26 protein-coding genes are annotated in these 22,271 nt (G+C 38.7%); 11 read left to right on the forward strand and 15 right to left on the reverse strand.

All coding sequences use genetic code 11. The annotated features are described in order from the left end of the window. Nucleotides 1-267: 267 nt before the first annotated feature. From AAAY30_RS08470 to AAAY30_RS08490, 5 genes are all read right to left on the reverse strand, one after another. Nucleotides 268-1,386 (reverse strand): ABC transporter ATP-binding protein, encoded by a 1,119-nt coding sequence (locus AAAY30_RS08470; protein WP_022234380.1) that lies wholly within the window; start codon nt 1,384-1,386, stop codon nt 268-270. Nucleotides 1,387-1,572: 186 nt separating this feature from the next. Continuing rightward, entirely contained in the window at nt 1,573-2,298 is a 726-nt protein-coding gene (locus AAAY30_RS08475; protein ID WP_186935734.1) for a pseudouridine synthase, read from the reverse strand. Nucleotides 2,299-2,315: 17 nt separating this feature from the next. Next, nucleotides 2,316-2,762 (reverse strand): DUF4830 domain-containing protein, encoded by a 447-nt coding sequence (locus AAAY30_RS08480; RefSeq protein ID WP_186935733.1) that lies wholly within the window; start codon nt 2,760-2,762, stop codon nt 2,316-2,318. A gap of 54 nt (nt 2,763-2,816) precedes the next feature. After that, complete coding sequence (locus AAAY30_RS08485; protein ID WP_302190691.1) at nt 2,817-3,473, reverse strand: HAD hydrolase-like protein; 657 nt, start codon at nt 3,471-3,473, stop codon at nt 2,817-2,819. Further along, a complete protein-coding gene (locus AAAY30_RS08490) occupies nt 3,466-3,852 on the reverse strand; it encodes a thioesterase family protein (RefSeq protein WP_022234384.1) in 387 nt (128 codons plus the stop codon). The genes AAAY30_RS08485 and AAAY30_RS08490 overlap by 8 nt, the downstream gene beginning before the upstream one ends. Before the next feature lie 115 nt (nt 3,853-3,967). Between AAAY30_RS08490 and ychF the strand changes: the two genes are divergently transcribed. Beyond that, entirely contained in the window at nt 3,968-5,062 is a 1,095-nt protein-coding gene (ychF, locus tag AAAY30_RS08495; protein WP_296153650.1) for a redox-regulated ATPase YchF, read from the forward strand. Between the two features lie 66 nt (nt 5,063-5,128). Continuing rightward, nucleotides 5,129-6,178 carry an FkbM family methyltransferase gene (locus AAAY30_RS08500; RefSeq protein WP_484328462.1) on the forward strand — a complete coding sequence of 350 codons (1,050 nt, stop codon included), beginning with the start codon at nt 5,129-5,131 and terminating at the stop codon, nt 6,176-6,178. Here the strand turns inward: AAAY30_RS08500 and AAAY30_RS08505 are convergent. Beyond that, nucleotides 6,175-6,762, reverse strand: a complete 588-nt coding sequence (locus AAAY30_RS08505; RefSeq protein ID WP_022234387.1) for a hypothetical protein — start codon at nt 6,760-6,762, stop codon at nt 6,175-6,177. The two genes, AAAY30_RS08500 and AAAY30_RS08505, sit on opposite strands and share 4 nt — an antisense overlap. 139 nt (nt 6,763-6,901) lie before the next feature. Then, on the reverse strand, nt 6,902-8,356 hold the full coding sequence (locus AAAY30_RS08510; protein ID WP_337781963.1) for a zinc ribbon domain-containing protein: 1,455 nt from the start codon (nt 8,354-8,356) through the stop codon (nt 6,902-6,904). 380 nt (nt 8,357-8,736) lie between these two features. On the opposite strand from AAAY30_RS08510, the gene mgtE reads away from it, so the two are divergent. Together mgtE and AAAY30_RS08520 are read left to right on the forward strand one after the other, a co-directional pair. Continuing rightward, entirely contained in the window at nt 8,737-10,104 is a 1,368-nt protein-coding gene (gene mgtE, locus AAAY30_RS08515; RefSeq protein ID WP_295026017.1) for a magnesium transporter, read from the forward strand. Nucleotides 10,105-10,373: 269 nt separating this feature from the next. After that, nucleotides 10,374-10,787 carry a dockerin type I repeat-containing protein gene (locus AAAY30_RS08520; protein ID WP_493479344.1) on the forward strand — a complete coding sequence of 138 codons (414 nt, stop codon included), beginning with the start codon at nt 10,374-10,376 and terminating at the stop codon, nt 10,785-10,787. Between the two features lie 67 nt (nt 10,788-10,854). Here the strand turns inward: AAAY30_RS08520 and AAAY30_RS08525 are convergent, their stop codons facing one another. From AAAY30_RS08525 to AAAY30_RS08535, 3 genes are all read right to left on the reverse strand, one after another. After that, nucleotides 10,855-11,568: a YoaK family protein gene (locus AAAY30_RS08525; RefSeq protein WP_487741431.1), complete on the reverse strand. Its 714-nt coding sequence runs from the start codon at nt 11,566-11,568 to the stop codon at nt 10,855-10,857. Nucleotides 11,569-11,659: 91 nt separating this feature from the next. After that, complete coding sequence (locus tag AAAY30_RS08530) at nt 11,660-12,268, reverse strand: HD domain-containing protein (RefSeq protein WP_487741430.1); 609 nt, start codon at nt 12,266-12,268, stop codon at nt 11,660-11,662. A gap of 7 nt (nt 12,269-12,275) precedes the next feature. Continuing rightward, on the reverse strand, nt 12,276-13,223 hold the full coding sequence (locus tag AAAY30_RS08535) for a D-2-hydroxyacid dehydrogenase (RefSeq protein ID WP_295026020.1): 948 nt from the start codon (nt 13,221-13,223) through the stop codon (nt 12,276-12,278). Between the two features lie 108 nt (nt 13,224-13,331). Here AAAY30_RS08535 and AAAY30_RS08540 point away from each other — a divergent pair, with 108 nt between their 5' ends. From AAAY30_RS08540 to AAAY30_RS08555, 4 genes are all read left to right on the forward strand, one after another. Further along, nucleotides 13,332-14,045 (forward strand): HAD family hydrolase, encoded by a 714-nt coding sequence (locus tag AAAY30_RS08540; RefSeq protein ID WP_295026021.1) that lies wholly within the window; start codon nt 13,332-13,334, stop codon nt 14,043-14,045. A gap of 125 nt (nt 14,046-14,170) precedes the next feature. Beyond that, nucleotides 14,171-14,473 carry an anti-sigma factor antagonist gene (locus AAAY30_RS08545; protein ID WP_022234395.1) on the forward strand — a complete coding sequence of 101 codons (303 nt, stop codon included), beginning with the start codon at nt 14,171-14,173 and terminating at the stop codon, nt 14,471-14,473. Further along, nucleotides 14,470-14,922 (forward strand): anti-sigma F factor, encoded by a 453-nt coding sequence (spoIIAB, locus tag AAAY30_RS08550; RefSeq protein ID WP_252558948.1) that lies wholly within the window; start codon nt 14,470-14,472, stop codon nt 14,920-14,922. Before AAAY30_RS08545 ends, spoIIAB begins: the two co-directional genes overlap by 4 nt. A 5-nt stretch (nt 14,923-14,927) precedes the next feature. Then, the gene (locus AAAY30_RS08555; protein ID WP_195411245.1) at nt 14,928-15,611 is read left to right on the forward strand and encodes a sigma-70 family RNA polymerase sigma factor; all 684 of its coding nucleotides are present in this window, start codon (nt 14,928-14,930) and stop codon (nt 15,609-15,611) included. Between the two features lie 73 nt (nt 15,612-15,684). On the opposite strand, the gene AAAY30_RS08560 is transcribed toward AAAY30_RS08555, so the two are convergent. The 5 genes from AAAY30_RS08560 to acpP form a co-directional block, all read right to left on the reverse strand. Next, complete coding sequence (locus AAAY30_RS08560; RefSeq protein WP_295026022.1) at nt 15,685-16,365, reverse strand: SdpI family protein; 681 nt, start codon at nt 16,363-16,365, stop codon at nt 15,685-15,687. A gap of 1 nt (nt 16,366) precedes the next feature. Further along, nucleotides 16,367-16,633: an autorepressor SdpR family transcription factor gene (locus AAAY30_RS08565; RefSeq protein ID WP_499215700.1), complete on the reverse strand. Its 267-nt coding sequence runs from the start codon at nt 16,631-16,633 to the stop codon at nt 16,367-16,369. A gap of 144 nt (nt 16,634-16,777) precedes the next feature. Then, complete coding sequence (metA, locus tag AAAY30_RS08570) at nt 16,778-17,710, reverse strand: homoserine O-acetyltransferase MetA (RefSeq protein ID WP_022234400.1); 933 nt, start codon at nt 17,708-17,710, stop codon at nt 16,778-16,780. A 40-nt stretch (nt 17,711-17,750) separates the two neighbouring features. Further along, nucleotides 17,751-19,190, reverse strand: coding sequence for a proline--tRNA ligase (gene proS / locus AAAY30_RS08575; protein ID WP_022234401.1), 1,440 nt, complete (start codon nt 19,188-19,190; stop codon nt 17,751-17,753). Nucleotides 19,191-19,337: 147 nt separating this feature from the next. Further along, a complete protein-coding gene (acpP, locus tag AAAY30_RS08580) occupies nt 19,338-19,565 on the reverse strand; it encodes an acyl carrier protein (protein ID WP_022234402.1) in 228 nt (75 codons plus the stop codon). Between the two features lie 202 nt (nt 19,566-19,767). Between acpP and aroE the strand changes: the two genes are divergently transcribed. From aroE to aroF, 3 genes are all read left to right on the forward strand, one after another. Then, the gene (aroE, locus tag AAAY30_RS08585) at nt 19,768-20,610 is read left to right on the forward strand and encodes a shikimate dehydrogenase (protein ID WP_302197110.1); all 843 of its coding nucleotides are present in this window, start codon (nt 19,768-19,770) and stop codon (nt 20,608-20,610) included. Nucleotides 20,611-20,628: 18 nt separating this feature from the next. Then, a complete protein-coding gene (locus AAAY30_RS08590) occupies nt 20,629-21,141 on the forward strand; it encodes a shikimate kinase (RefSeq protein ID WP_022234404.1) in 513 nt (170 codons plus the stop codon). 89 nt (nt 21,142-21,230) lie between these two features. Further along, nucleotides 21,231-22,253 (forward strand): 3-deoxy-7-phosphoheptulonate synthase, encoded by a 1,023-nt coding sequence (aroF, locus tag AAAY30_RS08595; RefSeq protein WP_022234405.1) that lies wholly within the window; start codon nt 21,231-21,233, stop codon nt 22,251-22,253. Nucleotides 22,254-22,271 lie beyond the last annotated feature (18 nt).

A 22,271-nucleotide genomic window follows, 5' to 3' on the forward strand; every position in this document is an offset into this window, starting at 1 on the left:
CAAGCACGCAAACAGCGTGGCTGTTTGCGCCTGATAAATTGTTATATCGGAAGATTTTATGGGCGCAGCCCAAACCCGCAATTTTTGAAAAAATTGAGTAAACTTTTTTTGCTTTTGGGAGGATAATTTAGCGTTAGCTAAATTTTAATCCCCGACCGACACTCCGCTAAACAATAATTTATCTCAATTTTGATAAAAAACAAGAATTCTAAAAGCAAACTAAGGCGGAGCACAATGCGCTCCGCCTTAAATAAGTACATATTAAAATCAGTTAATAATTGTACGCTCTGTTTCTTTATCAAAGATGTGGATCTTATCAAGCTCAAATGCAGCCTTAATGCTGTCACCAGGCTTAGCGGTTGAAGTAGGCTCAACTCTTGCAGTTACAGGGATACCACCGATATTTACATAAAGGTAAATCTCAGCACCCATAAGCTCTGTAACATCAACATTACAATCAACAACGCCGTTGTCGCTTGCGCACTTAGCGAGGAACTCAGGCTCATCGTGAACATGCTCAGGACGAATACCGAATACTACTTCCTTGCCTACATATGGATCAAGCACGCCGCCCTTTGTCTTTTCAGAAGGAACGATAATCTGATACTTGTCAAAGCAAAGTGCATACTCTGAACCAACCTTCTTAAGTGTAGCGTCGATAAAGTTCATCTGCGGTGAACCGATAAAGCCTGCTACGAACATATTGCATGGCTTGTCATAGAGATGCTGTGGAGTATCAACCTGCTGAATGAAGCCGTCCTTCATAACAACAATTCTTGTACCCATTGTCATAGCCTCTGTCTGGTCATGAGTTACATAGATGAATGTTGTACCGAGTCTCTGGTAAAGCTTAGAAATCTCTGTTCTCATCTGAGCACGGAGCTTAGCGTCAAGGTTAGAAAGCGGCTCGTCAAGTAAGAATACCTTAGGGTCACGAACGATAGCACGGCCAAGAGCAACACGCTGTCTCTGACCACCTGAAAGAGCCTTTGGCTTTCTGTCGAGATACTGCTCAATACCGAGGATACGAGCTGCCTCTTCTACTCTTCTCTTAATCTCGTCCTTAGGAGTTTTACGGAGCTTAAGACCGAAAGCCATATTATCATATACAGTCATATGCGGATAAAGAGCATAGTTCTGGAATACCATTGCAATATCTCTGTCCTTAGGTGCAACATCGTTAGCGAGCATATCGCCGATGTAAAGTTCACCCTTTGAGATATCCTCAAGACCTGCGATCATACGAAGTGTAGTTGACTTACCGCAACCTGACGGTCCAACGAGAATAATAAATTCCTTGTCTGCAATTTCAAGGTTAAAATCTGTTACGGCTGTAACGCCACCGTCATAGATTTTATAGATGTGTCTTAAAGATACATTTGCCATTTTTATAAACCTCCAATAATCCGATGAAGCAAAAATCCGAAAATCTATATCAAAGAAAATACTGTTTTGCTTTATTACAGTTAATAATATATCACTTTTGCTGTTTTTTTACTATACTGATTTTGACTAAAATTTTAGTCATTATTTTATTTAATTCAGCGACTAGTTAAAAAATACTGCCTGATTTTAGTGCATATTGCCCATAAAGATTGACATTTTGTCTAATTCCGATAACATTTTAGTCTCTCCTATATGCAAATTGCTATCCAAATACAAATCGCCGATTGATATTCGTTTAAGGTGCACAACATTTTTTCCACATACCGCAAACATTTTCTTTACCTGGTGGAATTTACCCTCGCAAATCGTTACAATTGCGGTCGTTTTATCCGGATTTTCGCCGGAAATTTCAAGTTTTGCAGGCATACAGCGTGTTCCGTCGGCAAATACAATACCGTTTTCAAAATCACTTATCATTTCTTCGGTAATTTCACCGTCAAGCTGTGCTATGTACTTTTTCTCGACATGTTTTTTCGGCGAAAGCATATTGTGCGCAAATTCCCCGTCATTTGTAATAATAAGAAGTCCCTCGGTATCCTTGTCCAATCTGCCTGCCGGGAATAAGCCGGGGCGCTGAAACTCCTCAGGCAAAAGGTCTATTACGGTTTCCGCTCTTTTATCGTTGCTTGCGGATAGAACTCCGGCAGGTTTGTTCATCATTATATAAACATATTTGCTGTACAAAAGAGGTTGTCCGCCGACGGTAATGTCATCAGCCACAGCATCTACTTTGTGTTGCGGCTGTTTGATACATTCTCCGTTTACGCATACTGCACCGTCTTTTATAAGTTTTTGTACTTCTTTGCGACTGCCGACATTTTGAGAAACCAAAATTTTATCAAGTCTGTCCATTTTACCTTCCTTTCTGCCTAAAACAAAGGCAGATAATCTTCTCCGTATACGCCGCTTGTTATGTGACCGCCGATAATTCGGTTTTTATAAACGAGTATAACAGCCTTTTTTCCGTCATCAATACTGTATGTATAGCGTTTTGCGGGCTTACCCGCATAATTGCTCAAATCAAATACGGATTTTTTCTGAATTTCGTTATACTTTTCATATACGCTGTTAAAATCCTGCGGAATAATTACCTCGTCAACCGATTCGTCAACCGCATTTATTCCCAACTGTTGAAAAAATTTTATTCTGTCATCACTGCTGTCAGCCTTTAGCGAATAGTTTTCAGAATTAAATTCCGCATAATCTTCCACATGTGTGAAATCTGCGTTTATAAGAATTATAAATACGGTAATCACTGCCAAAACAACAATTAATGCTACAATAAATCGTTTCTTTTTAAATCGTAAAACAAACATTTCAAAACCTCCATATACTTTATATGTATATGAAAGCTGTGTGCGCAAATTGCATTAAATAAGATTATAAATTTCAAGAGGAGTGTCGGCAAAAACCTTTCCGCCCTCTTTCTTCATCTGTTCAATATCGCCGTAGCCGTAGTTTGCGCCGACAAAATCAATCCCCGTCTGAACAGCGCCTTTGGTATCAAAGTAGGTATCGCCGATAATCACAGCGTTTTCCCTGTCTTTTTCAAGACTTGTACCGAGAGAATTAAGTGCATACGGAATCAAATCTTTTTTATCTTTTCGGCTGCCGTCAAGCGTAGAACCGCACACTGCGTCAAAATACTGTGAAAGTCCGAGAATTTCAATAATCTCTTTGGCAAACAATTCATATTTAGACGAACAAACCGCAATCTTCTTTCCGTCAGCTTTGATTTTTTTAAGCAGTTCTTCAATTCCGTCATAAGCTTTGTTTACAAATTTACCTTTTGTATTATAAATATCTCTGTAAACCTCTACGCCACGCAGACTTTCCTCTTGAGAAAAGTGGCAGATATTCAAAAATGTATCAATTAACGGCGGACCTATATACAATGTGTAATCGCTAAGATCGGGCACGGGTTTTCCCATTTGTTTTATTGCATTTTCGAGAGAATATTTTATACCGTCGGCACTTTTACTGATAGTGCCGTCAAGGTCAAAAAGTATGTAATCGTGCTTAACCATTAAACTTTTCATCCGCCTTTTTCTGGAATTTTTCAGCCTTTACGCTCACTCTTGTGTGAGTTCCCTTTGCAATAATTCCTTTTGCGTCACTTGCGCTTACTTCAAAATTAAAGAATCTGCCGTCATTTTCTTTTAATACGGCTGTAGCGGAAATCTCTGCGCCGAGAGGAGTAGGACTTGTGTGTTCTATAGAAATTGCTGTACCTACTGTTGTAAGTTCGTCATTATTTAAAATTTCCTCGCACAGTTCAAAAGCCGCATTTTCCATAAGAGCAACCACTGCGGGAGTAGCAAGTACGGCAAGTCCGCCGCTGCCCATAGACACCGCAAGCTGCTCTTCTTCTACTTTTATTGTTTTAGTGAGAGTTTTTTCTTCCATAATAATCACCTTTCCCTGTTGTCTATCACGAAAAATTGTGATATACTTATTATTATGATACAATAAAAATATTGATTAGGCAAGTATGCCAATCAATTTTGAGGAGTAAAAGATAATGAAATTAGGCATTGTAGGTTTACCTAATGTTGGTAAAAGCACACTTTTTAACGCAATCACAAATGCAGGTGCTCAAAGTGCAAACTATCCGTTCTGTACAATAGAGCCAAATGTAGGCGTTGTAGCTGTTCCGGACAAGCGTCTTGACAAGCTTGCGGAAATGTATGACCCGGACAAATATACCCCCGCATCAATCGAATTTGTTGATATTGCAGGTCTTGTAAAAGGTGCGTCAAAGGGTGAGGGTCTTGGCAACAAGTTCCTTTCAAATATTCGTGAGTGTGACGCTATCGTTCATGTTGTTCGTTGTTTTGAAAACGATGACATCATTCATGTTGAGGGTTCTATTGACCCTGCAAGAGATATTGAAACAATCAACCTTGAGCTTATTTTATCGGATGTAGAAATGCTTGAGCGTAAAATCGACAGAACGCAGAAAATGCTTAAGGGCGACAAAAAATATCAGAAAGATATTGATTTCTACAAGCGTGTGCTTGAGACACTCGAGGCAGGCAAACCCGCAAGAAGTGTAGAGTGTAACGAAGATGAGGCTCTTTTGCTTTCTGATGTTGCATTGCTCACAACCAAGCCTGTAATTTATGCCGCAAATATGAGCGAAGAGGATTTTTCAAACGGTCTTGATTCTAACGAGGGTTACAAGGCAGTTCAGAAAATTGCCGCTGAAGAAAAAGCAGGCGTTCTCCCTATCTGCGCTGAAATTGAGGCTGAAATCGTAGAGATGGATAAAGAAGAAAAAGAACTTTTCCTTTCCGATATGGGACTTGAACAGAGCGGTCTTGACAGGCTTATCAGCGAGTGCTACTCACTTCTCGGTCTTATTTCTTACCTTACAGCCGGCAAGCAGGAAGTAAGAGCATGGACAATTAAGAAAGGTACAAAAGCTCCGCAGGCGGCAGGTAAGATTCACACCGACTTTGAGCGTGGATTTATTCGTGCCGAAGTAATTGCTTATGACGACCTCATTGCTTGCGGAAGTATGTCGGCAGCAAAAGAAAAAGGTCTTGTTCGCAGCGAGGGCAAAGAATATGTTATGAAAGACGGAGATGTTGTTCTTTTCAGATTCAATGTATAATTGCTCATTATTAATTATAAAAATTCAGCCACCGTTTTTTGCGGTGGCTTTGTTGTAGGTGAAACAATGGAAATCAATAAAGATTATATATGGAATTATCTTAAAAATTCCGATTTGCCGATTATTCTTTACGGAATGGGTGACGGCGCAGACAAAGTTCTGTCCGCTTTTAAAAAATACGGAATAACCGCAAGCGGAGTTATGGCAAGCGATGATTTTGTAAGAGGTCAGAGTTTTCACGAATTCACGGTAAAAAAGCTAAGTGACTTTGAAAATGAGTATTCAGATTTTATAATTGCACTTTGCTTTGCCACTCAACTGCCCGATGTTATGCAAAATATTTTTGAAATTGCCAAAAAGCATAAAGTCGTTGTTCCGAGTGTTCCTGCATTCGGCGATATTCTTTTTGACGAAGAATTTGCGAAAAAAAATAAAGAAAGCATAACAAGTGCCCGAAATTTGCTTGCAGATGATTTATCAGTAAAAGTTTTTGATAATATTCTTGAATTTTACAAAACAGGAGAACTCTCTCTGCTTGACGGAATTACAACCGATAAAGACGAGGCTTTCTCTCTCCTGTCGCTCGGTGAAGACGAAACCTATGTTGACCTCGGCGCATACAACGGAGATACTGTAGACGAATTTTTGCATTACACAAAAGGCAAATACAAATTTATTACCGCACTTGAACCGAATGCCAAAAACTACAGTAAATTACAGGCGCATTGCTCGGAAATGAAAAATCTTGAACTCTGGCAGCTCGGTGCGTACAGTCACAACACCACTCTTTGTTTTAACAACAAGGCAGGCCGTAACAGTGCCATAGTAAACGAAAGCAACACAAAAACTCCCGTTGCCGCCGTTGATACAATTTTGTGCGGGCGGGCGGCAACATATGTAAAAGCAGATGTTGAGGGCGCTGACTTTGAAACAATTTTGGGCATGAAAAATACGCTGAAAATGTTTAAGCCAAAGCTCAACTTTTCAGCGTATCACAGATTTGAAGATATTTTCAGACTGCCGCTTTTGATTTCGGGAATAAATCCTGAATACAAAATATATTTGCGGCATCATCCGTACATTCCTGCATGGGATACTAATCTCTATTGCATTTAATTATTTTTTGAAGAACCAAATTCATTTAATATATCATCGATTTCGCTTTCATCGGTTACCTTATCGGTGGAAGCGTATTTACTGTAATCAAAATCATCGTCATCATCATTTAAATCGTATGTTGTTTCTACAGCTTTCGGTGCTTCTGCCTCGGCAGCCTTTTCATTTACAAATTCTTCGTTTCTGCGCTTAGCCGCAAGCAATCTTTCCTCTGCTTCCGCCTCTGCCTCTGCCTCTGCTTTTTTACGCTTATCGCCAAAAGCAATATCGCCGACAAACAAGCCGAAAATACCCGAAATAAGGTAAGCAACCAAAAGAATTATGTTTGTAAGGTGGAAACCGCCGTTATAAATAAGCATACTCGGAATGAATACGACAGGAGCTATAAGTGTAAACAAAAAGTCCATTCCGTACTTTGAACAATACATTGCGGCGCACACTATTGCAGTTGCCGGGAAAATAAAATAATATGCCACTGTCGAAAATCCCTGCAAAGATTTTGAAATAAAGATAATCGGCACGAGCATATAAATCAAAAGGATTACCACACCATAGGGTAAATATTTTTTAACCAAACCGTTCATAATAACCTCCGTAATAATATATTGTAACACTCATTCTATTATAACTAAAATTCATAAAAAATCAATAAGCTATGCAATATTTGTTGTTTTGCATTAAAAAACGAGGCTTGCGGTAAGCCTCGTTTTATATTTTTCTCAATTACTTAAGTTCATCGGTGATTTCCTCGGTATAATCAGCTTTCTGCGACTCGACAAGTTCTTTGTACATATCGCCCTTGTTGGTATAACCGTCAACATTTCTGTAATAATACTCAAGATTGGTTTCACCTGAAATGGAGGTATTGTTCAAGTCAACATTCTGTGTTCCGTCAGCATACTGCATAATGTCTTTAAATCTAACAGGGAAATAAACAGTGGTTTCGTCAAACGCCTTTTTATCCTCAACGCTCTTTACCTTACCGCTGTAGATAATGTAAATCTGGTTATTGCCGTCCCAGTTCCAGCCGTTTTCATCTTTTGTATAAAGGAAGTATGTACCTTCAAATTTCAAATCAGACACACCGATATACTTATTTTCACCTGCAAAATATGCATTGATAACATCTTCGGTCTGCTTTTTCATAGCATTAAGTGTATCTTCTTTAATATCTGCCGTCTTTGACACATATTGATCAACAGCGGTACACTTAAAGTCCTTTGTGGTTGAAGTAAATACACAACCGTAATCCTCAACAAAACGCTCCGGGTCATTGCTCACTGTAACAGTAATTGTATCGCCGATTTTTATATCGTAGCTTTTGCTAAGGTCATAATAAATGTTCTCATATACCTCATCTTTTGAATTGTTTACTACTTTGGCATATACATTTGGTGATGTACCTGAAAATTCAACTGTAACACCCTCAAATGGGTCTATTTTCTTGGTTTCTTTAAGTCCCTCAACAGTATATTCTTTCGATTCGCCAACATACTCAATCTTGTATTGTGCTGCGGCATCATTGTCATATTCAAAATTTACCGTTACCGTATCACCGTTTGAAAGACCGCTTGTTTTATCAAGATCGTAGTCAATATCTACCGCATCATAATAATCGGCAATCGAACTCCATGTAATATCCGAATCATAGAGTTTTTTACATGTAATATCCGAATTATAGGCTTTTTTAAACGAAGATGACGCCTTCATCAGATCATCTAAATACTTATCGTAATCAAACTCTGCTGAAGCTGTGCCGTATGCGTCGTATCCGTCATAACTTACTTTGATATAATCACTAAGATTAATTTTAGTTTTATGATTAGCAACGAGAACCAAGGATACAATAATAATGATTAATAACGCACAAGCGCCGCCTATAATACCAAAAAGCAACTTTTTATTCATCGGCTTTTTAGGCTTTGCAGGTTGAACGAAAACTCCCTGATTAACACCTGCAGGCTGAAAATTATTAGGCTGAAACTGTGGGTTTTGCGATTGTGCCGAAACACTCTGTTGCGGTTGATTATACTGCGGAGTATTTACCTGCGGCTGAACACTCTGTGCATTGTTTTGTACATCATTTCTGGCATTACTCTGTGATTGAACATTTGCACCACAAAAAATGCAAAATTTACTGTCATCTTTAATTTCTTTGTTACAATTAGGACAAATCATTTGCTATCCGCCTTTCAAAATTTAGACAAACATTTGTGTTTTCACATATTTATCACATAAATTATACTATTTCGTACATCAAATGTCAACATTTAAGTCTATCGTCAATAACAAAAAAGCTATAATATTTATTCAAAAATTCATTGACAATAAATACAAAATAAACTAAAATAAATATGTATGGGATTTATATCCCGATAATATTATCTTAAGAATTTGGGGTGAAAAATTAATGGACGCAGACGGTAATAAAGGCGCAGTACCTGGGCGAAGTTGCAACAAACGAAATGACCGCTATTGCGTTCATTTTTTGTCGCTCAATATATAAACTGAATATGGTGCTCGTCTTTACTCCCTAAACAGCTGAAGGAGGAAAGATGATGGAAACAGTTAAGGTTGGTATAACCGAAACTATCAGAGTGCTGCTTGAAGAAAAAAAGTTTAACACTCTAAGAGATATTCTTGTCACCCTTAAGCCATACGATATTGCTACTATATTTGAAGAGCTGCAGGACGAAAAAACTCCTCTGCTTTTCAGAATTTTGCCGAAAGAGCTTGCCGCCGAAACATTTGTGGAAATGGATGACGAAACTCAAAAGCTCTTGATTCACGGATTCAGCGATACAGAGCTTAAAGAAGTTGTTGACGAGCTTTTTATTGACGATGTGGTTGACCTTGTTGAGGAAATGCCCGCAAATGTTGTTAAGCGAATTTTAAAGCAAGCAGACAAGGATACAAGAAAAACTGTTAACGAACTGCTCAAATATCCCGAGGACAGTGCAGGCTCAATTATGACAACCGAGTACATTGTACTTCGTCCCGAAATGACAGCCGAGCAATCTATAAAAAGAATCAGACGAACAGGTGTAGATAAAGAAACTATCTACATTTGTTATGTTACGGATGACAACTCAAAACTTATCGGTATTACAAGCGTAAAGGATCTGCTTTTATCTGACGATGATGTTATTGTTTCGGAGATAATGGAAGAAAATGTAATTTGTGTAAACACTCTTGACGACCAGGAGAAAGTAGCGCAGATGTTTTCTAACTATAATTTTCTTGCGCTCCCCGTTGTAGATACCGAAAACAGACTTGTCGGCATTGTAACAATCGACGATGCTATTGATGTCTTGCAGGAAGAGGCAACCGAGGATATTGAAAAAATGGCTGCCGTAATGCCTTCCGATAAGCCTTATATGAAAACAAGTGTTTTCGGAATTTACAAAAAGCGTATTCCATGGCTGCTTGTACTTATGCTTTCAGCCACATTTACAAGTGCTATCATTTCTCATTTTGAATCTGCGCTTGCAAGCGTAATCGTGCTTTCGTCATTTATTCCGATGATTACAGGTACAGGCGGTAACGCCGGTTCGCAGGCTTCGGTATCGGTTATCCGTGCTCTGTCGCTTGGTGAAATCAAATTCTGCAATGCAATCAAGGTATTGTGGAAAGAGTTTAGAGTATCTATCCTTTGCGGTGTCACTCTTGCCGCCGCAAATTTTATAAAATTGATGATATTCGATTTAAACGGCAAAGAAAACGCCTTTTTTATCGGACTTGTAGTTTCGCTTACACTTATCGGAACTATTATAATGGCAAAACTCATAGGTTCGTTCTTGCCTATGGTCGCACACAAAATCGGTGTTGACCCTGCCGTAATGGCATCTCCGCTCATCACCACAATTTGCGACGCCTTATCACTTTTAATTTACTTTGGAATTGCAACAACAATTCTTCATATTTAAAAAACAGGTCATATCTGCAAATACAGCAGATATGACCTTAATTTTTTTCGGAATTCAGCAAGCCTAAAATCACTCCCAAAGCTATGTTTTGTTGTTTTGCCGATAATTCTCTGTAGCCGCCGAGCAAATCACATACTGACGAATTGGTATTATCAAAAGAAAATATAGAAACTGCCGACTGTTCATTTACTTTGCCAAACGGTTGATATTACATTGTAATATCATCAGATAACAATGTATCGTCTGATAAAAAATATATGATTGTAAATATGAATTATGCAAAATCAATAATAGGAGATATTAATTATGACGGTTACATCACCATGGAAGATGTCGAACTATTAATGCAATATCTCGCTACCGGTAATTACATTGATAAAAGAATTGCAGATGTAAATAATGATGAACTTATTGATGTTGCTGATGCAATTCAAATAAGCCGATTCATAAATGGCAACGATACTAATTATAATATTGGAAAAGAAATCACTTTAGACAGTTTATTAGGCGATCTAAATTCAGACGGAAAAATATCAGTTAATGATGTAACGGAATTACAAATGTATATTTCTCAATCTAAAGATTTTTCCGATGAGCAGAAAATTCTTGCCGACTACAATCAGGACGGCATAATAGATGTGCTTGATGTAACAGATATACAACAACTCATTGCAAATTCATAAGCTTATCTGCACACAACAAAAGCCTTGCAGGCGAAATCCTGCAAGGCTTTTTTATAGATTATTATAATTAAATATTAACTTGTTCCTCAACAATAGATTCTAAAGCTTCCGACTTTTTGCCGAAAGAAAATACCTTTACCTCTTTGTACCACATACAGCACACAGCTGATACTGCAAGCGGTAAAAATCCTAACCATATGCTCTCCCTTGCCCAAAAAATTTCAGCCACGCTTGCAAGAGCAACGCCTATATGGAAGAAAAGCAATGTCATTCCGAAAAACTGCGCTTTGCGTTTCATCTTTATGTCGCCGTCAATAAGATAAGATGTAAGCGATGTTACCGTTTGTCTTATATTATTGGTCGAAAAAATTGTTGAACTGCCGTATCCCGCATCGCCTGCGTAAGCGTTCCATTGAATAGGAGCGGCAAAAAACAGCGGCAGCATTGCAAGGTACGAATTTTCTACAAAATTGAGCACGCTTACAAGTATAAAAGCAGCCGATGTCAAACCAAGACTTATTATTTTTGTATCAAGTTTTATAAATTTGTGGAGCAACACATATGTCACATTACCGCAAGCATACACCAAAGCGGCAAGCACCATATAAATTAATAAAGAATGTTCCGGCTCAAACAAATTATGTACAATGTGTATCATATTTGATGTTTGCGATGAGGCAAGCAGGTCGCAATGATTTATGATTGCGTACGCACCCATAAATCCGCCGATTGAGCTTACACAAAAGTGTAGCCACGCTTCTTTTTTAACATTTTTCTCCACGATTATCGCCCTTTTATTAGTTTTTCGCTCATAATTATATCACAACAAGCGACAAAATTCAATTATAAAAGCGCTGATAAGAACGGGGTTTTCAGCTATCTTTTTGTGTATCGTCAATTAATCTGCCTTTTTCGACATTCGGCTTTATAAAATTGATGTAAGAATATTCCGCCAAAATTTCAGAACCTTTTGGGGTGTTCTTTTGCCTGCCAAGCACCTGGCTTAATTTTATTTTTCTCTCTGCCCACATCTTACCGTCTGTTGCGTCATTCAGCATTACGGGCTGAACATTGTCCATAGTATGGGCAAATTTTGCCTCGGCTGTTTCGGCATTTTCAAATTCAATCCAAAGATTTTTAAGCTTTTCGCACTGGTCGTCGGGCAAAAGTCCGAAAATTCTGTCTGCCGCTTTCTGTTCCCTTTCGTGTTGAGTTTTCTTGCCCTCTTCGTCATAACAATAGGTATCTCCTGCGTCAATCTCCACAATATCGTGCAGTAAAAGCATTGTAACCGTTTTTAAAACATCTATTTTTTCGTTGGCATACTCACTCAAAAGCACGGTCATAAGCGCCATATGCCATGCGTGCTCGGCATCGTTTTCCTTGCGCTCTCCGCCTGTAAGCAATGTCTGACGCTGTATGAATTTTTCCTTGTCAATTTCCTTTATAAAGTCAAATTGCTTTTTAAGCCTTTCGTCCATAATTACCTCAACTTACAACATTCTTAGGAGTGCCGTTTATAAATGAACCGATATTGTCTGCAACAATATTCATCAATCTTTCCCTTGTTTCAACGGGCGCCCATGCGATGTGAGGAGTTATAATGCAATTCTTTGCCTGCATTAAAATACAGTCCTCCTCCATCGGCTCAACAACCAAGGTATCTACTGCCGCTCCGCCGATAATATCGTTCTGCAACGCATCGTAAAGGTCGTTCTCTGCCATTACTCCGCCCCTTGCGGTATTCACAAACAATGCATTGTTTTTCATTTTTGCAAACTGCTCTTTGCCAAACATTTTATCCGAATCGCTGTTAAGCGGGCAATGAACCGTTACAATGTCGCTCCTTTCAAGCAACTCGTCAAAACTTACAAACTCCACTCCGTCAGCCTGTTTTTCGGAACGATTATACGCAAGGACTTTCATTTCAAATGCCTGCGCAATTTTTGCAACCGCACTTCCGATACTTCCAAATCCTACAATACCTATTGTTTTTCCTGCAAGCTCGTTTAGCGGATATACAAACGGCGAAAAAGTCTTGCTCCTTTTCCATTGACCGTCGGCAACAAATTTTGCATATTCACGCACCTTGCTGTAATGCTCCAAAATTAATGCAAAAGTATGCTGTGCAACGGCATTTGTGGAATACGAACCCGCATTGCAGACTGTAATACCGTGCTTTCTGCAATATTCTATATCAATGTTATTGTATCCTGTGGCAAAAAGTCCGATATATTTTAAATTCTTTGCAAGTTTTAATGAACCCTCGTCAAGTCGGGTTTTGTTGCAGATAACCATATCTGCGTCTGCGATTTTTTCCGCAACTTCGTCATATTTTAACAGTCCGTACTGCACCACTTCTCCGAACTGTGAAAGTCGGTCGGCAGGTACAAGATTATCCACAACAGTTTGTGCGTCCGTCAATACAATTTTCATACTGTTACCTCCGTTTTTATAAGTTAAAAATCTAATTTTATTATACACAATTTTTTTAATCTTGCAATCATTTGACAAAAAATGTATAATTATTGTGGAGGTATGACTATGTACAAAAATATTTTATTTGATGTTGACGGCACACTTTTACCTATGGATGTTCACGAATTTGTTAAATATTATTTCGGTTCACTCTGCGAAAAAATGATACCTGTACTTAAAATCGAACCGAAAGCGCTTACCGATTCTATTATGGCAGGGCTTGGCGCAATGGCTAAAAACGACGGTTCCGCACTTAACAGAGATGTGTTTTGGAAAGCCGCCGCAAAAGTAAGCGGTGTTGACCTTATTAAATACGAAGATATGTTTACCGATTATTATAATAATGAATTTGTTGCCGCAAAGACCGCAACCTTTGTTAATCCTTATGCAAAAAAATGTGTTGATTTTGCAAAAGAAAACGGATACAAAGTAATTGCCGCAACAAACCCGATTTTTCCTAAGCCGGCTACATATAAAAGACTTGAATGGGCAGGACTTAATCCCGAAGATTTTGAATATATTACCGTTTATGACAACTCGTCAAGCTGTAAACCCAATCTTCTGTATTTTAAAGATTTATGCGAAAAATGCGACATTTCTCCAAAAGAAAGCCTTATGGTCGGCAATGATGTTGACGAAGATTTGTGCTCCGCCGAACTCGGTTTTGACACATTTTTAATTACCGACTGCATTATAAACCGTAATGATAAGGATTATTCATCATACAAAAACGGAAGTTTTGAGGATTTTTATAATTATCTTACCACACTTAACAAATAATTTTATCTGCAACATAATAAAACAAAATTTTCACTCCATATCTATTATTATATAGTTATGGAGTTTTTATTTGCCTTTATAAGGCAAAATAGCGAGCTGAATTTTCAGTAAAAAGGATGTTTAAAATGCTCAAAACAAAATTTGAAAACAATGTGCTGACAGCGTTCATTGAGGGTGAACTTGACCATGACTCTGCCGCAAGAATACGCACAAAGCTTGACGGAATCTGTGAATCAATTAAGCCAAAGCTGTTAAACCTTGACTTTTCCGGGGTATCGTTTATGGACAGCTCAGGAATCGGTCTTGTACTCGGAAGATACCGCCAGATGAAATTGCTCGGAGGTTCTGTCAGGGTAATTAACATACCCGAAAATATGTACAGGCTGTTTGCTCTTTCCGGGCTTGAGGGATTGGGGGTGCTGAGATGAATTTAATAAACGAAATGAGCCTTAGCTTTCCGTCAAAAAGCAGTAACGAGGCTTTTGCCCGAAGTGCGGTTTCTGCATTCGTCATCGGTCTTGATCCAACCGTTGCCGAACTTTCAGACATAAAAACCGCAGTTTCCGAGGCTGTAACAAATTGCATTGTGCATGGCTACCGCAGAGAAAGCGGAACGGTCTACATAAACGGAAAAATTTACGAAAACAACAAAGTAGTAATAAAAATTCGTGACAAAGGCTGCGGCATTGCAGACATTGAAAAGGCAATGGAACCGCTCTTTACCACCGCTCCCGAAGAAGACAGAGCAGGTCTTGGCTTTGCGGTTATGCAGAGCTTTTGCGACAAAGTAAAAGTCAAATCCACTGTCGGCAAAGGCACTGCCGTTACGCTTGAAAAAGTCATTTCATCGGGCAGATTCCTTTCAAGAGGTCGTTAATCGGTATGTCGGAAAGCCGTGGTGATATTATCGGGGATAAAAACTCTCTCGCACAAAAGCATATGGGACTTGTCCATTCCTGCTGTAAGCATTTTACAGGCAAAGGAGTGGAATATGAAGAACTGTTTTCGGCAGGTTGTTTGGGACTTGCAAAGGCCGTAGAGCGTTTTGACGAAAGCCGTGGACTAAAATTCTCTACCTATGCCGTACCGGTTATATTGGGAGAAATCAAGCGTATATTTCGTGACGGAGGTTCTGTACGGGTTAGTCGCACTCTTAAGGAACTTTCAATGAAAATTTGCAGACTTAATACCGAGTACGAAAAAAACAACGGCAGAGAAATGAGCGTTACCGAGCTTTCGCAGGCTTTGAATGTAAGTGAAGATAAGATTTGCGAGGCGCTTTCTGCCGGCTCTTCTCCCCTATCCCTTAATGCCGATTATGATGATGAGGGAAATTCCCGAATAGACATACCCGTAAGCGATTCGCAAGAAGAAATCACCGAACGGTTGAGCCTTAATGATGCAATTGCCGAACTTGATGAGCGTGACAGACAGATTATACATCTGCGCTATTTTCAGAATAAAACCCAATCACAAACTGCCGACTGCCTTGCAATGACGCAGGTGCAGATCAGCCGCAGAGAACGCAAAATTCTTGCCCTCATACGAGAAAAAATGAGCGTTTAGCTCTGCAACTGTCTTGTAAATTGTAAAAATCCCGATAAGGTGAATTTTTTGCCTTATCGGGATTTTATAATGTTTATTCTATGTAATTATTTGATGTTCTTTCCTTTGAATATATTATTTCTCCGTATATTGCAGGAACTATTGCGCTTACCAATACTATAATAATTGATATAAAGAACAATACATTACTTATATTTATTATTAATAACGAAATTATACCTAATATTATTACTGCAATTCCACAAATCACTCCAAAATAAGCTGCAAAGCGATGTACTTTTTTCCAAACGGATTTACTGCTCAATGTGGCGTTTGTTCGTATGCCAAGCAAAGAATTTTGCTTTATTTTAGGCATTAAATTGAATAAATAAACAAACATACAGCCCATAAAAATACAAGTTAACGGTAAAAACAGATTATCTATATTTACTTTATTTTGCAATACCAGTGCAATCAGCATCCAAAAAAATAAAAACAAAAAAGTAAAAATTGATACTATACATCTTACGGCATATTTTCGGTACGACTTATAGTTTTCATCATTTTCTTTAACCTTTGCGTAAATCGCATATATAATTGAAAACAATACAAGAATACTCGGAATAAATAAAAGCATCCATTTTGATGAATAGGCATCCGCAATCCCATTAACATTATAATGTGAGGGCAACTCTTCATTTGGATTAAAAGCAATAAAAACACCTGTTACAGCAATATTAATCAATGATATAATTAACAAAATATATTTTTTCATATTATTTATCCTCTCTGCCTGTTAAATCGGACAACATTTTTAACATATCTTCCAATACGCTTGTTTTCAACGAATAAATTACATTTTGACATATTTTTTCTGAATCCACAAGGTCAGCTTGCTTTAAAATACTGAGATGATTACTTATTGATGGTTTGGTCATATTAAATTCCGCAGCAATTTCTCCGGCATTTAAACTATCATTTTTTAAAAGTTTAAGTATTTTTCGCCTTGTAGGGTCAGCCAAAGCTTTCCATACATCTCCCATAAAAATCACCCCTTTTATGTATTAGTTAATTAGTTAATTATCTAATTAACTAATACTATTATATCAATTTATTCGTATTTGTCAACAGATATTTATAAGCATACAAAAAGAGCAGTCCAAAATGAACTGCTCATGTTTTTTAGTTTAATGCGGATATTTTTCAAGCAAGTCCTGTAAATCGTACGGTGTTGCCTGATATACATAATAGTTAAGCCAATTTGTAAAAAGCAATGTTGCGTTACTTCTCCACACCATTGGCGGTGTGAGCGACGCATCGTCATTCGGAAAGTAATTGTACGGAACTTTCGGATTGATTCCCTTGTTCTCATCACGAAAATACTCGCTTGCAAGGGTATCTCTGTCATACTCGGCGTGTCCCATTACAAATACCTGTCTGCCGGATTTATTGGTAACTATAGCCACTCCCGCAAGCTCTGACACTGCAAGGATTTCAAGTGCGCTGTTTCTGCGTATATCATCTTCCCTTACTCCCGTATACCTTGAATGAGGAATACAGAAAGTATCGTCAAAGCCACGCATAAGCGGATGATGCGGGTCTAAAATCGTATGATTATAAATACCGCTTAACTTTTCCTTAAGTTTATGCTTTTGGATACCGTAATGATAATACAAACCCGCCTGCGCACCCCAACAAATGTGGAGTGTGGAATAAACATTGTGCTTTGACCATTCCATAATCTTGCAAAGCTCTTCCCAATAGTCAACATCTTCAAACTCAAGCTGTTCAACCGGTGCGCCCGTGATTATCATACCGTCAAAGGTTTCATCCTTTATTTGGTCAAAGGTTTTATAAAAAGTAGTCAGGTGATGAGGTGAGGTGTTTTTTGATGTATGCGATGCCATCTGCAAAAGCTCAATGTCAACCTGTAGAGGACTGTTGCCCAAAAGTCTTAGAAGCTGGGTTTCGGTTGTAATTTTTGTCGGCATCAGGTTTAAAATAATAATCTTAAGCGGACGAATATCCTGCTTTATCGCTATTTCGTTTGGCATAACAAAAATATTCTCAGACTCAAGTACCTTTATTGCCGGCAAATTGCTCTGAACCTTAATCGGCATAGCCTCAGCACCTCCTTATACATTTCAAATATAAAATCAATTAATACTGCTTGCCCCAATAAACCTGGTGCTTAGCAGGTTTGCCGCAGCATACACAAACATCGCTGATGTGCTCCTCGACAAAAGGAATACAACGGCTCTTAACACCGCCTGTAGCGTCCTTGAGTTTATCTTCACAAGCGCTGTCGCCGCACCACATAGCCTTAATAAAGCCCGGGTGATTCTTGGCGGTATCAACAAATTCGTCAAAGTTTGTTGCTGTAAATGTTTTTTCTTCTGTATTCTTGCGTGCTCTTTCATACATATCGTTGTGAATTGTATCAAGAAGCTCTGCAATATAATCGGAAAGTCCCTCAAGCGGTACAAAATACTTCTCACGGGTATCTCTTCTTACAACTACGCACTGACCCTTTTCTATATCCTTAGGTCCAATCTCAACTCTTACAGGCACGCCTTTCATCTCATACTCAGCAAACTTCCAGCCCGGTGCGTGGTCGCTGTCGTCAAGTTTAGTTCTGAAACGCTTTGTAAGCTCTGCCTTAAGTTCGTAAGCCTTGTCAAGTACGCCCTCCTTATGCTGTGCAACAGGAATAATTACAACCTGTACAGGTGAAATTCTCGGCGGGAGCACAAGACCGTCATCATCGCCGTGAACCATAATGATAGCGCCGATCATTCTTGTTGACACACCCCATGATGTCTGGTGCGGATAATGCTGCTTATTGTCTTTGCCTGTAAATGTAATGCCAAAGCTCTTTGCAAAGCCGTCACCAAAGTAGTGTGATGTACCGCCCTGGAGAGCAACACCGTTGTGCATCATCGGCTCAATTGTATAGGTTTCTTCTGCACCGGCAAACTTTTCTTTCTCTGTCTTTCTGCCGATTACAGCCGGAATAGCAAGAATTTCTTTATAGAATGACTCGTAAACATGGAGCATACGGAGTGTTTCTTCCTTTGCCTCTTCTGCCGTTGCATGCATTGTGTGACCTTCCTGCCAAAGGAATTCGGAAGTTCTGAGGAAAGGACGGGTTGTTTTTTCCCATCTTACAACACTGCACCACTGATTGTAGAGTTTTGGAAGATCTCTGTATGTGTTGATAATTTTCTGATAATGTTCGCAGAAAAGAGTTTCCGAAGTAGGGCGAACACAAAGGCGCTCGTTAAGTTTTTCACTGCCGCCTATAGTTACCCATGCACATTCAGGTGCAAAACCCTCTACATGATCCTTTTCTTTCTGTAAAAGGCTTTCAGGGATAAACATAGGCATATACACATTTTCGTGACCTGTTTCTTTAAATCTTCTGTCAAGGTCAGCCTGTATATTCTCCCAAATAGCATAACCGTAAGGACGGATAACCATACATCCCTTAACGCCTGAATAATCAACAAGCTCGGCTTTTTTTACAATGTCAGTGTACCATTTAGCAAAGTCTTCATCTCTGCTTGTAATAGCTTCAACCATTTTTTTGTTGTCTGCCATTTTCATTCCTCCAACTTAAGAAATATTCGTATATTATAACATTTCTATTATACTATAATTAATTTTTTTTGCAAGTACCGACATTATTTTTATTATAAAAAGTAAAAGAGGTCAGACAAACCGCCTGACCTCAAGTTTTTAATTCAATTATGCATTTGCCTCAATGTAAGAAACAAGTGAACCAACAGTCTTGATGTTCTCAATCTCATCATCGGGAACTTCTACACCGAACTCGTCTTCAATTGACATAAGTAAATCTACTACATCAAGTGAATCAGCGCCGAGATCTTCCTGTAAATCTGTATCAGCTGTTACCTTATCTTCTTCAACATCGAACTGCTCAGCAAGAATTGCCTTAACTTTTTCCAATACCATTGGAATTCCTCCCATAATAAAAAAATATTTAATGTATCCATTGTAATTATGGACAAAAGTACATATTTTATGCTACAATGGAATAAGCAATCGAGTAATCGGTTTGCTTCTTAGATTATATTATTGTTTATTTATTCTTTTGTCAATAGAATTTTAAAATTTTTCTATTTTTACCAAAAATTTTTTTAGGGGGTATATTTTTATGAGTACTAAAAAATACGCAGTAATAGGTCATCCTATCGGACATACTATGTCACCTTTTATACATACAAAATTGTTTGAGCTTGCAGGAATCGACGCCGTTTATACAAAACTTGATGTTGCTCCGGAAAGTCTCGGATATGAATACGACCACATTTTATCTAAATTGAGCGGCTATAACATTACAATTCCTCACAAGCAGAATATTATTCAGTATCTTGATGAAATTGATGAAAAAGCAAATATGTACGGCAGTGTAAACACTGTTGACAACAGAGATTACACAGCAAAAGGCTACACCACAGATCCCGACGGATTTTTAAAGGCTCTTGATGCGGCAAAAATCAAATTAAACGGCAGAGTTGTAATTTTAGGTTGCGGTGGCGTTGCAAGAACAATGGCTTATGAGGTTGTTCTCAAAAACATTCCCATTCTTTTTGCAGTAAGATTGGAAGATGTCAAAATTGCAAAGAAACTTTGCGAAGAAATTAAAAGCACTGTTATCGGTTCTCAACCGTCATACTGTCTTATCAGTGAGCTTAACGGCGACATTGATGTACTTATCAACGCAACTCCTATAGGAATGTTCCCTAATGTTGAAAATCAGCCCGTAAGCGATGAAGTTATCGCAAAGTGCAAAAATGTTTTTGACGCAGTATATAATCCGCTCGAAACCGTACTTATCCAAAAAGCAAAAGCTAACGGTTCAAACGCTGTCGGCGGTATGTCAATGCTTGTATGGCAGGCTGTTGTTTCACACGAAATATGGGACGGCTCCGTTTATGACCCCGCCGAAATCGAAAAGATATGCATTGCAGCGTCTAACGAGTTAAAGAACAGATAATTTTTGGAGGGCCTAAGATTGGACAATATAGTTTTATGTGGCTTTATGGGTTGCGGAAAAACAACCGTCGGCAGAAATCTTGCCCGTAAGTCAGGCAGAAAGTTCGTTGATATGGACTCTTACATTGAAGAAAAGGCAGGAATGAAAGTATCCGAAATCTTTGAAAAATACGGTGAAAACCGTTTCAGAGATATGGAGCACGAGGCTTGTTTGGAGCTTGCAGATACAAAAGGACTTGTAATTGCCTCCGGCGGAGGTGCTTTTACTTTCCAAAGAAATATTGACGCTTTCAGAGGAAAGGACAAAATAGTTCTGCTCGATGTTCCGCTTGACATTATAAAACAAAGACTTAAAAACGATACAACAAGACCGCTTTTACAGCGTCCCGACAAGGATGAAGCAATGCGTCAGCTTTATGAAAAGCGACTTCCGATATATCTTTCTGCCGCTGACATAACGGTGAGCGGCAAAAGCACTCCGCTCAAAACAGCATATGCAATCCTTAACGCTATTGATACGCAAGAAAAATAATTACGCATATTACAGGGTTGACTGCAACGCTTTAAAGTGGTAAAATATGTATGAATTATTTAAATGGGAATGAAAGGATAGTTTAAAAAATGATTATTGTATTAAAACCGTCAGCCTCACCCGAGCAGATTATGAATTTTACAAATATGCTCAAAGAGGAATACAATGTAAAAGTAAATAAATGGGAAGGTGTGCATTCAACAGTTCTCGGACTTATCGGCGACACTACTAAAATTGATATGGACTACATTGACGCTCAAGACATTGTAGAAAATGTTAAGAGAGTTCAGGAACCGTACAAAAAGGCTAACAGAAAGTTCCACCCGGACGATACAAAAATCAAAATCAATGATGATATAACAATCGGCGGCGGCAGTCTGCACATTATGGCAGGTCCATGCTCGGTTGAAAGCGAAACTCAAATTGTCGATATTGCAAAGAGCGTAAAGGCATCGGGCGCAACATTCTTAAGAGGCGGCGCATTCAAGCCGAGAACCTCACCGTACGCTTTCCAGGGCTTAAAAGCAGAAGGTCTTGACCTCTTAAAGATTGCAAGAAAAGAAACAGGACTTCCTATTGTTACCGAAATTATGAGAGCATCTCACATTGATATGTTCGAGAATGTTGACATTATTCAGGTTGGCGCAAGAAATATGCAGAACTTTGAGCTTTTAAAAGAACTTGGCAAGATTGACAAACCTATTCTTTTAAAGAGAGGTCTTTCCGCTACCATTGAAGAATGGCTTATGAGTGCCGAGTACATTATGGCAGGCGGTAACGACAAGGTTATTCTTTGTGAGAGAGGCATAAGAACATACGAAACATTTACAAGAAATACACTTGATATTTCCGCAATTCCTGTTGTAAAGGCTCTTTCACATCTTCCTGTAATCGTTGATCCAAGCCACGCAGCAGGCAAGTCATGGCTTGTTGAGCCGCTTGCAATGGCGGCAGTTGCCGCAGGCGCAGACGGTCTTATCATTGAGGTTCATAATGACCCGCCGCACGCTCTTTCGGACGGTGCGCAGTCACTCACACCCGAACAGTTTGATAAGGTTGCAAAGAAAGTATTTGCACTCAAAAGCTCAATTGACAAAATCAACAGCAAATAATTTTATTTTATATATTTA

It is taken from the genome of Ruminococcoides bili, from assembly GCF_040093295.1.
GTDB classification, from domain to species: Bacteria; Bacillota; Clostridia; order Oscillospirales; family Acutalibacteraceae; genus Ruminococcoides; species Ruminococcoides intestinale_A.

What these genes read in the sequence shown, in the direction of transcription:
- AAAY30_RS08470 (WP_022234380.1), bottom strand. Translation starts at nt 1,386, where the DNA reads ATGGCAAATGTATCTTTAAGACACATCTATAAAATCTATGACGGTGGC.
- AAAY30_RS08475 (WP_186935734.1), bottom strand. Translation starts at nt 2,298, where the DNA reads ATGGACAGACTTGATAAAATTTTGGTTTCTCAAAATGTCGGCAGTCGC.
- AAAY30_RS08480 (WP_186935733.1), bottom strand. Translation starts at nt 2,762, where the DNA reads ATGTTTGTTTTACGATTTAAAAAGAAACGATTTATTGTAGCATTAATT.
- AAAY30_RS08485 (WP_302190691.1), bottom strand. Translation starts at nt 3,473, where the DNA reads ATGGTTAAGCACGATTACATACTTTTTGACCTTGACGGCACTATCAGT.
- AAAY30_RS08490 (WP_022234384.1), bottom strand. Translation starts at nt 3,852, where the DNA reads ATGGAAGAAAAAACTCTCACTAAAACAATAAAAGTAGAAGAAGAGCAG.
- ychF (WP_296153650.1), top strand. Translation starts at nt 3,968, where the DNA reads ATGAAATTAGGCATTGTAGGTTTACCTAATGTTGGTAAAAGCACACTT.
- AAAY30_RS08500 (WP_484328462.1), top strand. Translation starts at nt 5,129, where the DNA reads ATGGAAATCAATAAAGATTATATATGGAATTATCTTAAAAATTCCGAT.
- AAAY30_RS08505 (WP_022234387.1), bottom strand. Translation starts at nt 6,762, where the DNA reads ATGAACGGTTTGGTTAAAAAATATTTACCCTATGGTGTGGTAATCCTT.
- AAAY30_RS08510 (WP_337781963.1), bottom strand. Translation starts at nt 8,356, where the DNA reads ATGATTTGTCCTAATTGTAACAAAGAAATTAAAGATGACAGTAAATTT.
- mgtE (WP_295026017.1), top strand. Translation starts at nt 8,737, where the DNA reads ATGGAAACAGTTAAGGTTGGTATAACCGAAACTATCAGAGTGCTGCTT.
- AAAY30_RS08520 (WP_493479344.1), top strand. Translation starts at nt 10,374, where the DNA reads ATGAATTATGCAAAATCAATAATAGGAGATATTAATTATGACGGTTAC.
- AAAY30_RS08530 (WP_487741430.1), bottom strand. Translation starts at nt 12,268, where the DNA reads ATGGACGAAAGGCTTAAAAAGCAATTTGACTTTATAAAGGAAATTGAC.
- AAAY30_RS08535 (WP_295026020.1), bottom strand. Translation starts at nt 13,223, where the DNA reads ATGAAAATTGTATTGACGGACGCACAAACTGTTGTGGATAATCTTGTA.
- AAAY30_RS08540 (WP_295026021.1), top strand. Translation starts at nt 13,332, where the DNA reads ATGTACAAAAATATTTTATTTGATGTTGACGGCACACTTTTACCTATG.
- AAAY30_RS08545 (WP_022234395.1), top strand. Translation starts at nt 14,171, where the DNA reads ATGCTCAAAACAAAATTTGAAAACAATGTGCTGACAGCGTTCATTGAG.
- spoIIAB (WP_252558948.1), top strand. Translation starts at nt 14,470, where the DNA reads ATGAATTTAATAAACGAAATGAGCCTTAGCTTTCCGTCAAAAAGCAGT.
- AAAY30_RS08555 (WP_195411245.1), top strand. Translation starts at nt 14,928, where the DNA reads ATGTCGGAAAGCCGTGGTGATATTATCGGGGATAAAAACTCTCTCGCA.
- AAAY30_RS08560 (WP_295026022.1), bottom strand. Translation starts at nt 16,365, where the DNA reads ATGAAAAAATATATTTTGTTAATTATATCATTGATTAATATTGCTGTA.
- AAAY30_RS08565 (WP_499215700.1), bottom strand. Translation starts at nt 16,633, where the DNA reads ATGGGAGATGTATGGAAAGCTTTGGCTGACCCTACAAGGCGAAAAATA.
- metA (WP_022234400.1), bottom strand. Translation starts at nt 17,710, where the DNA reads ATGCCGATTAAGGTTCAGAGCAATTTGCCGGCAATAAAGGTACTTGAG.
- proS (WP_022234401.1), bottom strand. Translation starts at nt 19,190, where the DNA reads ATGGCAGACAACAAAAAAATGGTTGAAGCTATTACAAGCAGAGATGAA.
- acpP (WP_022234402.1), bottom strand. Translation starts at nt 19,565, where the DNA reads ATGGTATTGGAAAAAGTTAAGGCAATTCTTGCTGAGCAGTTCGATGTT.
- aroE (WP_302197110.1), top strand. Translation starts at nt 19,768, where the DNA reads ATGAGTACTAAAAAATACGCAGTAATAGGTCATCCTATCGGACATACT.
- aroF (WP_022234405.1), top strand. Translation starts at nt 21,231, where the DNA reads ATGATTATTGTATTAAAACCGTCAGCCTCACCCGAGCAGATTATGAAT.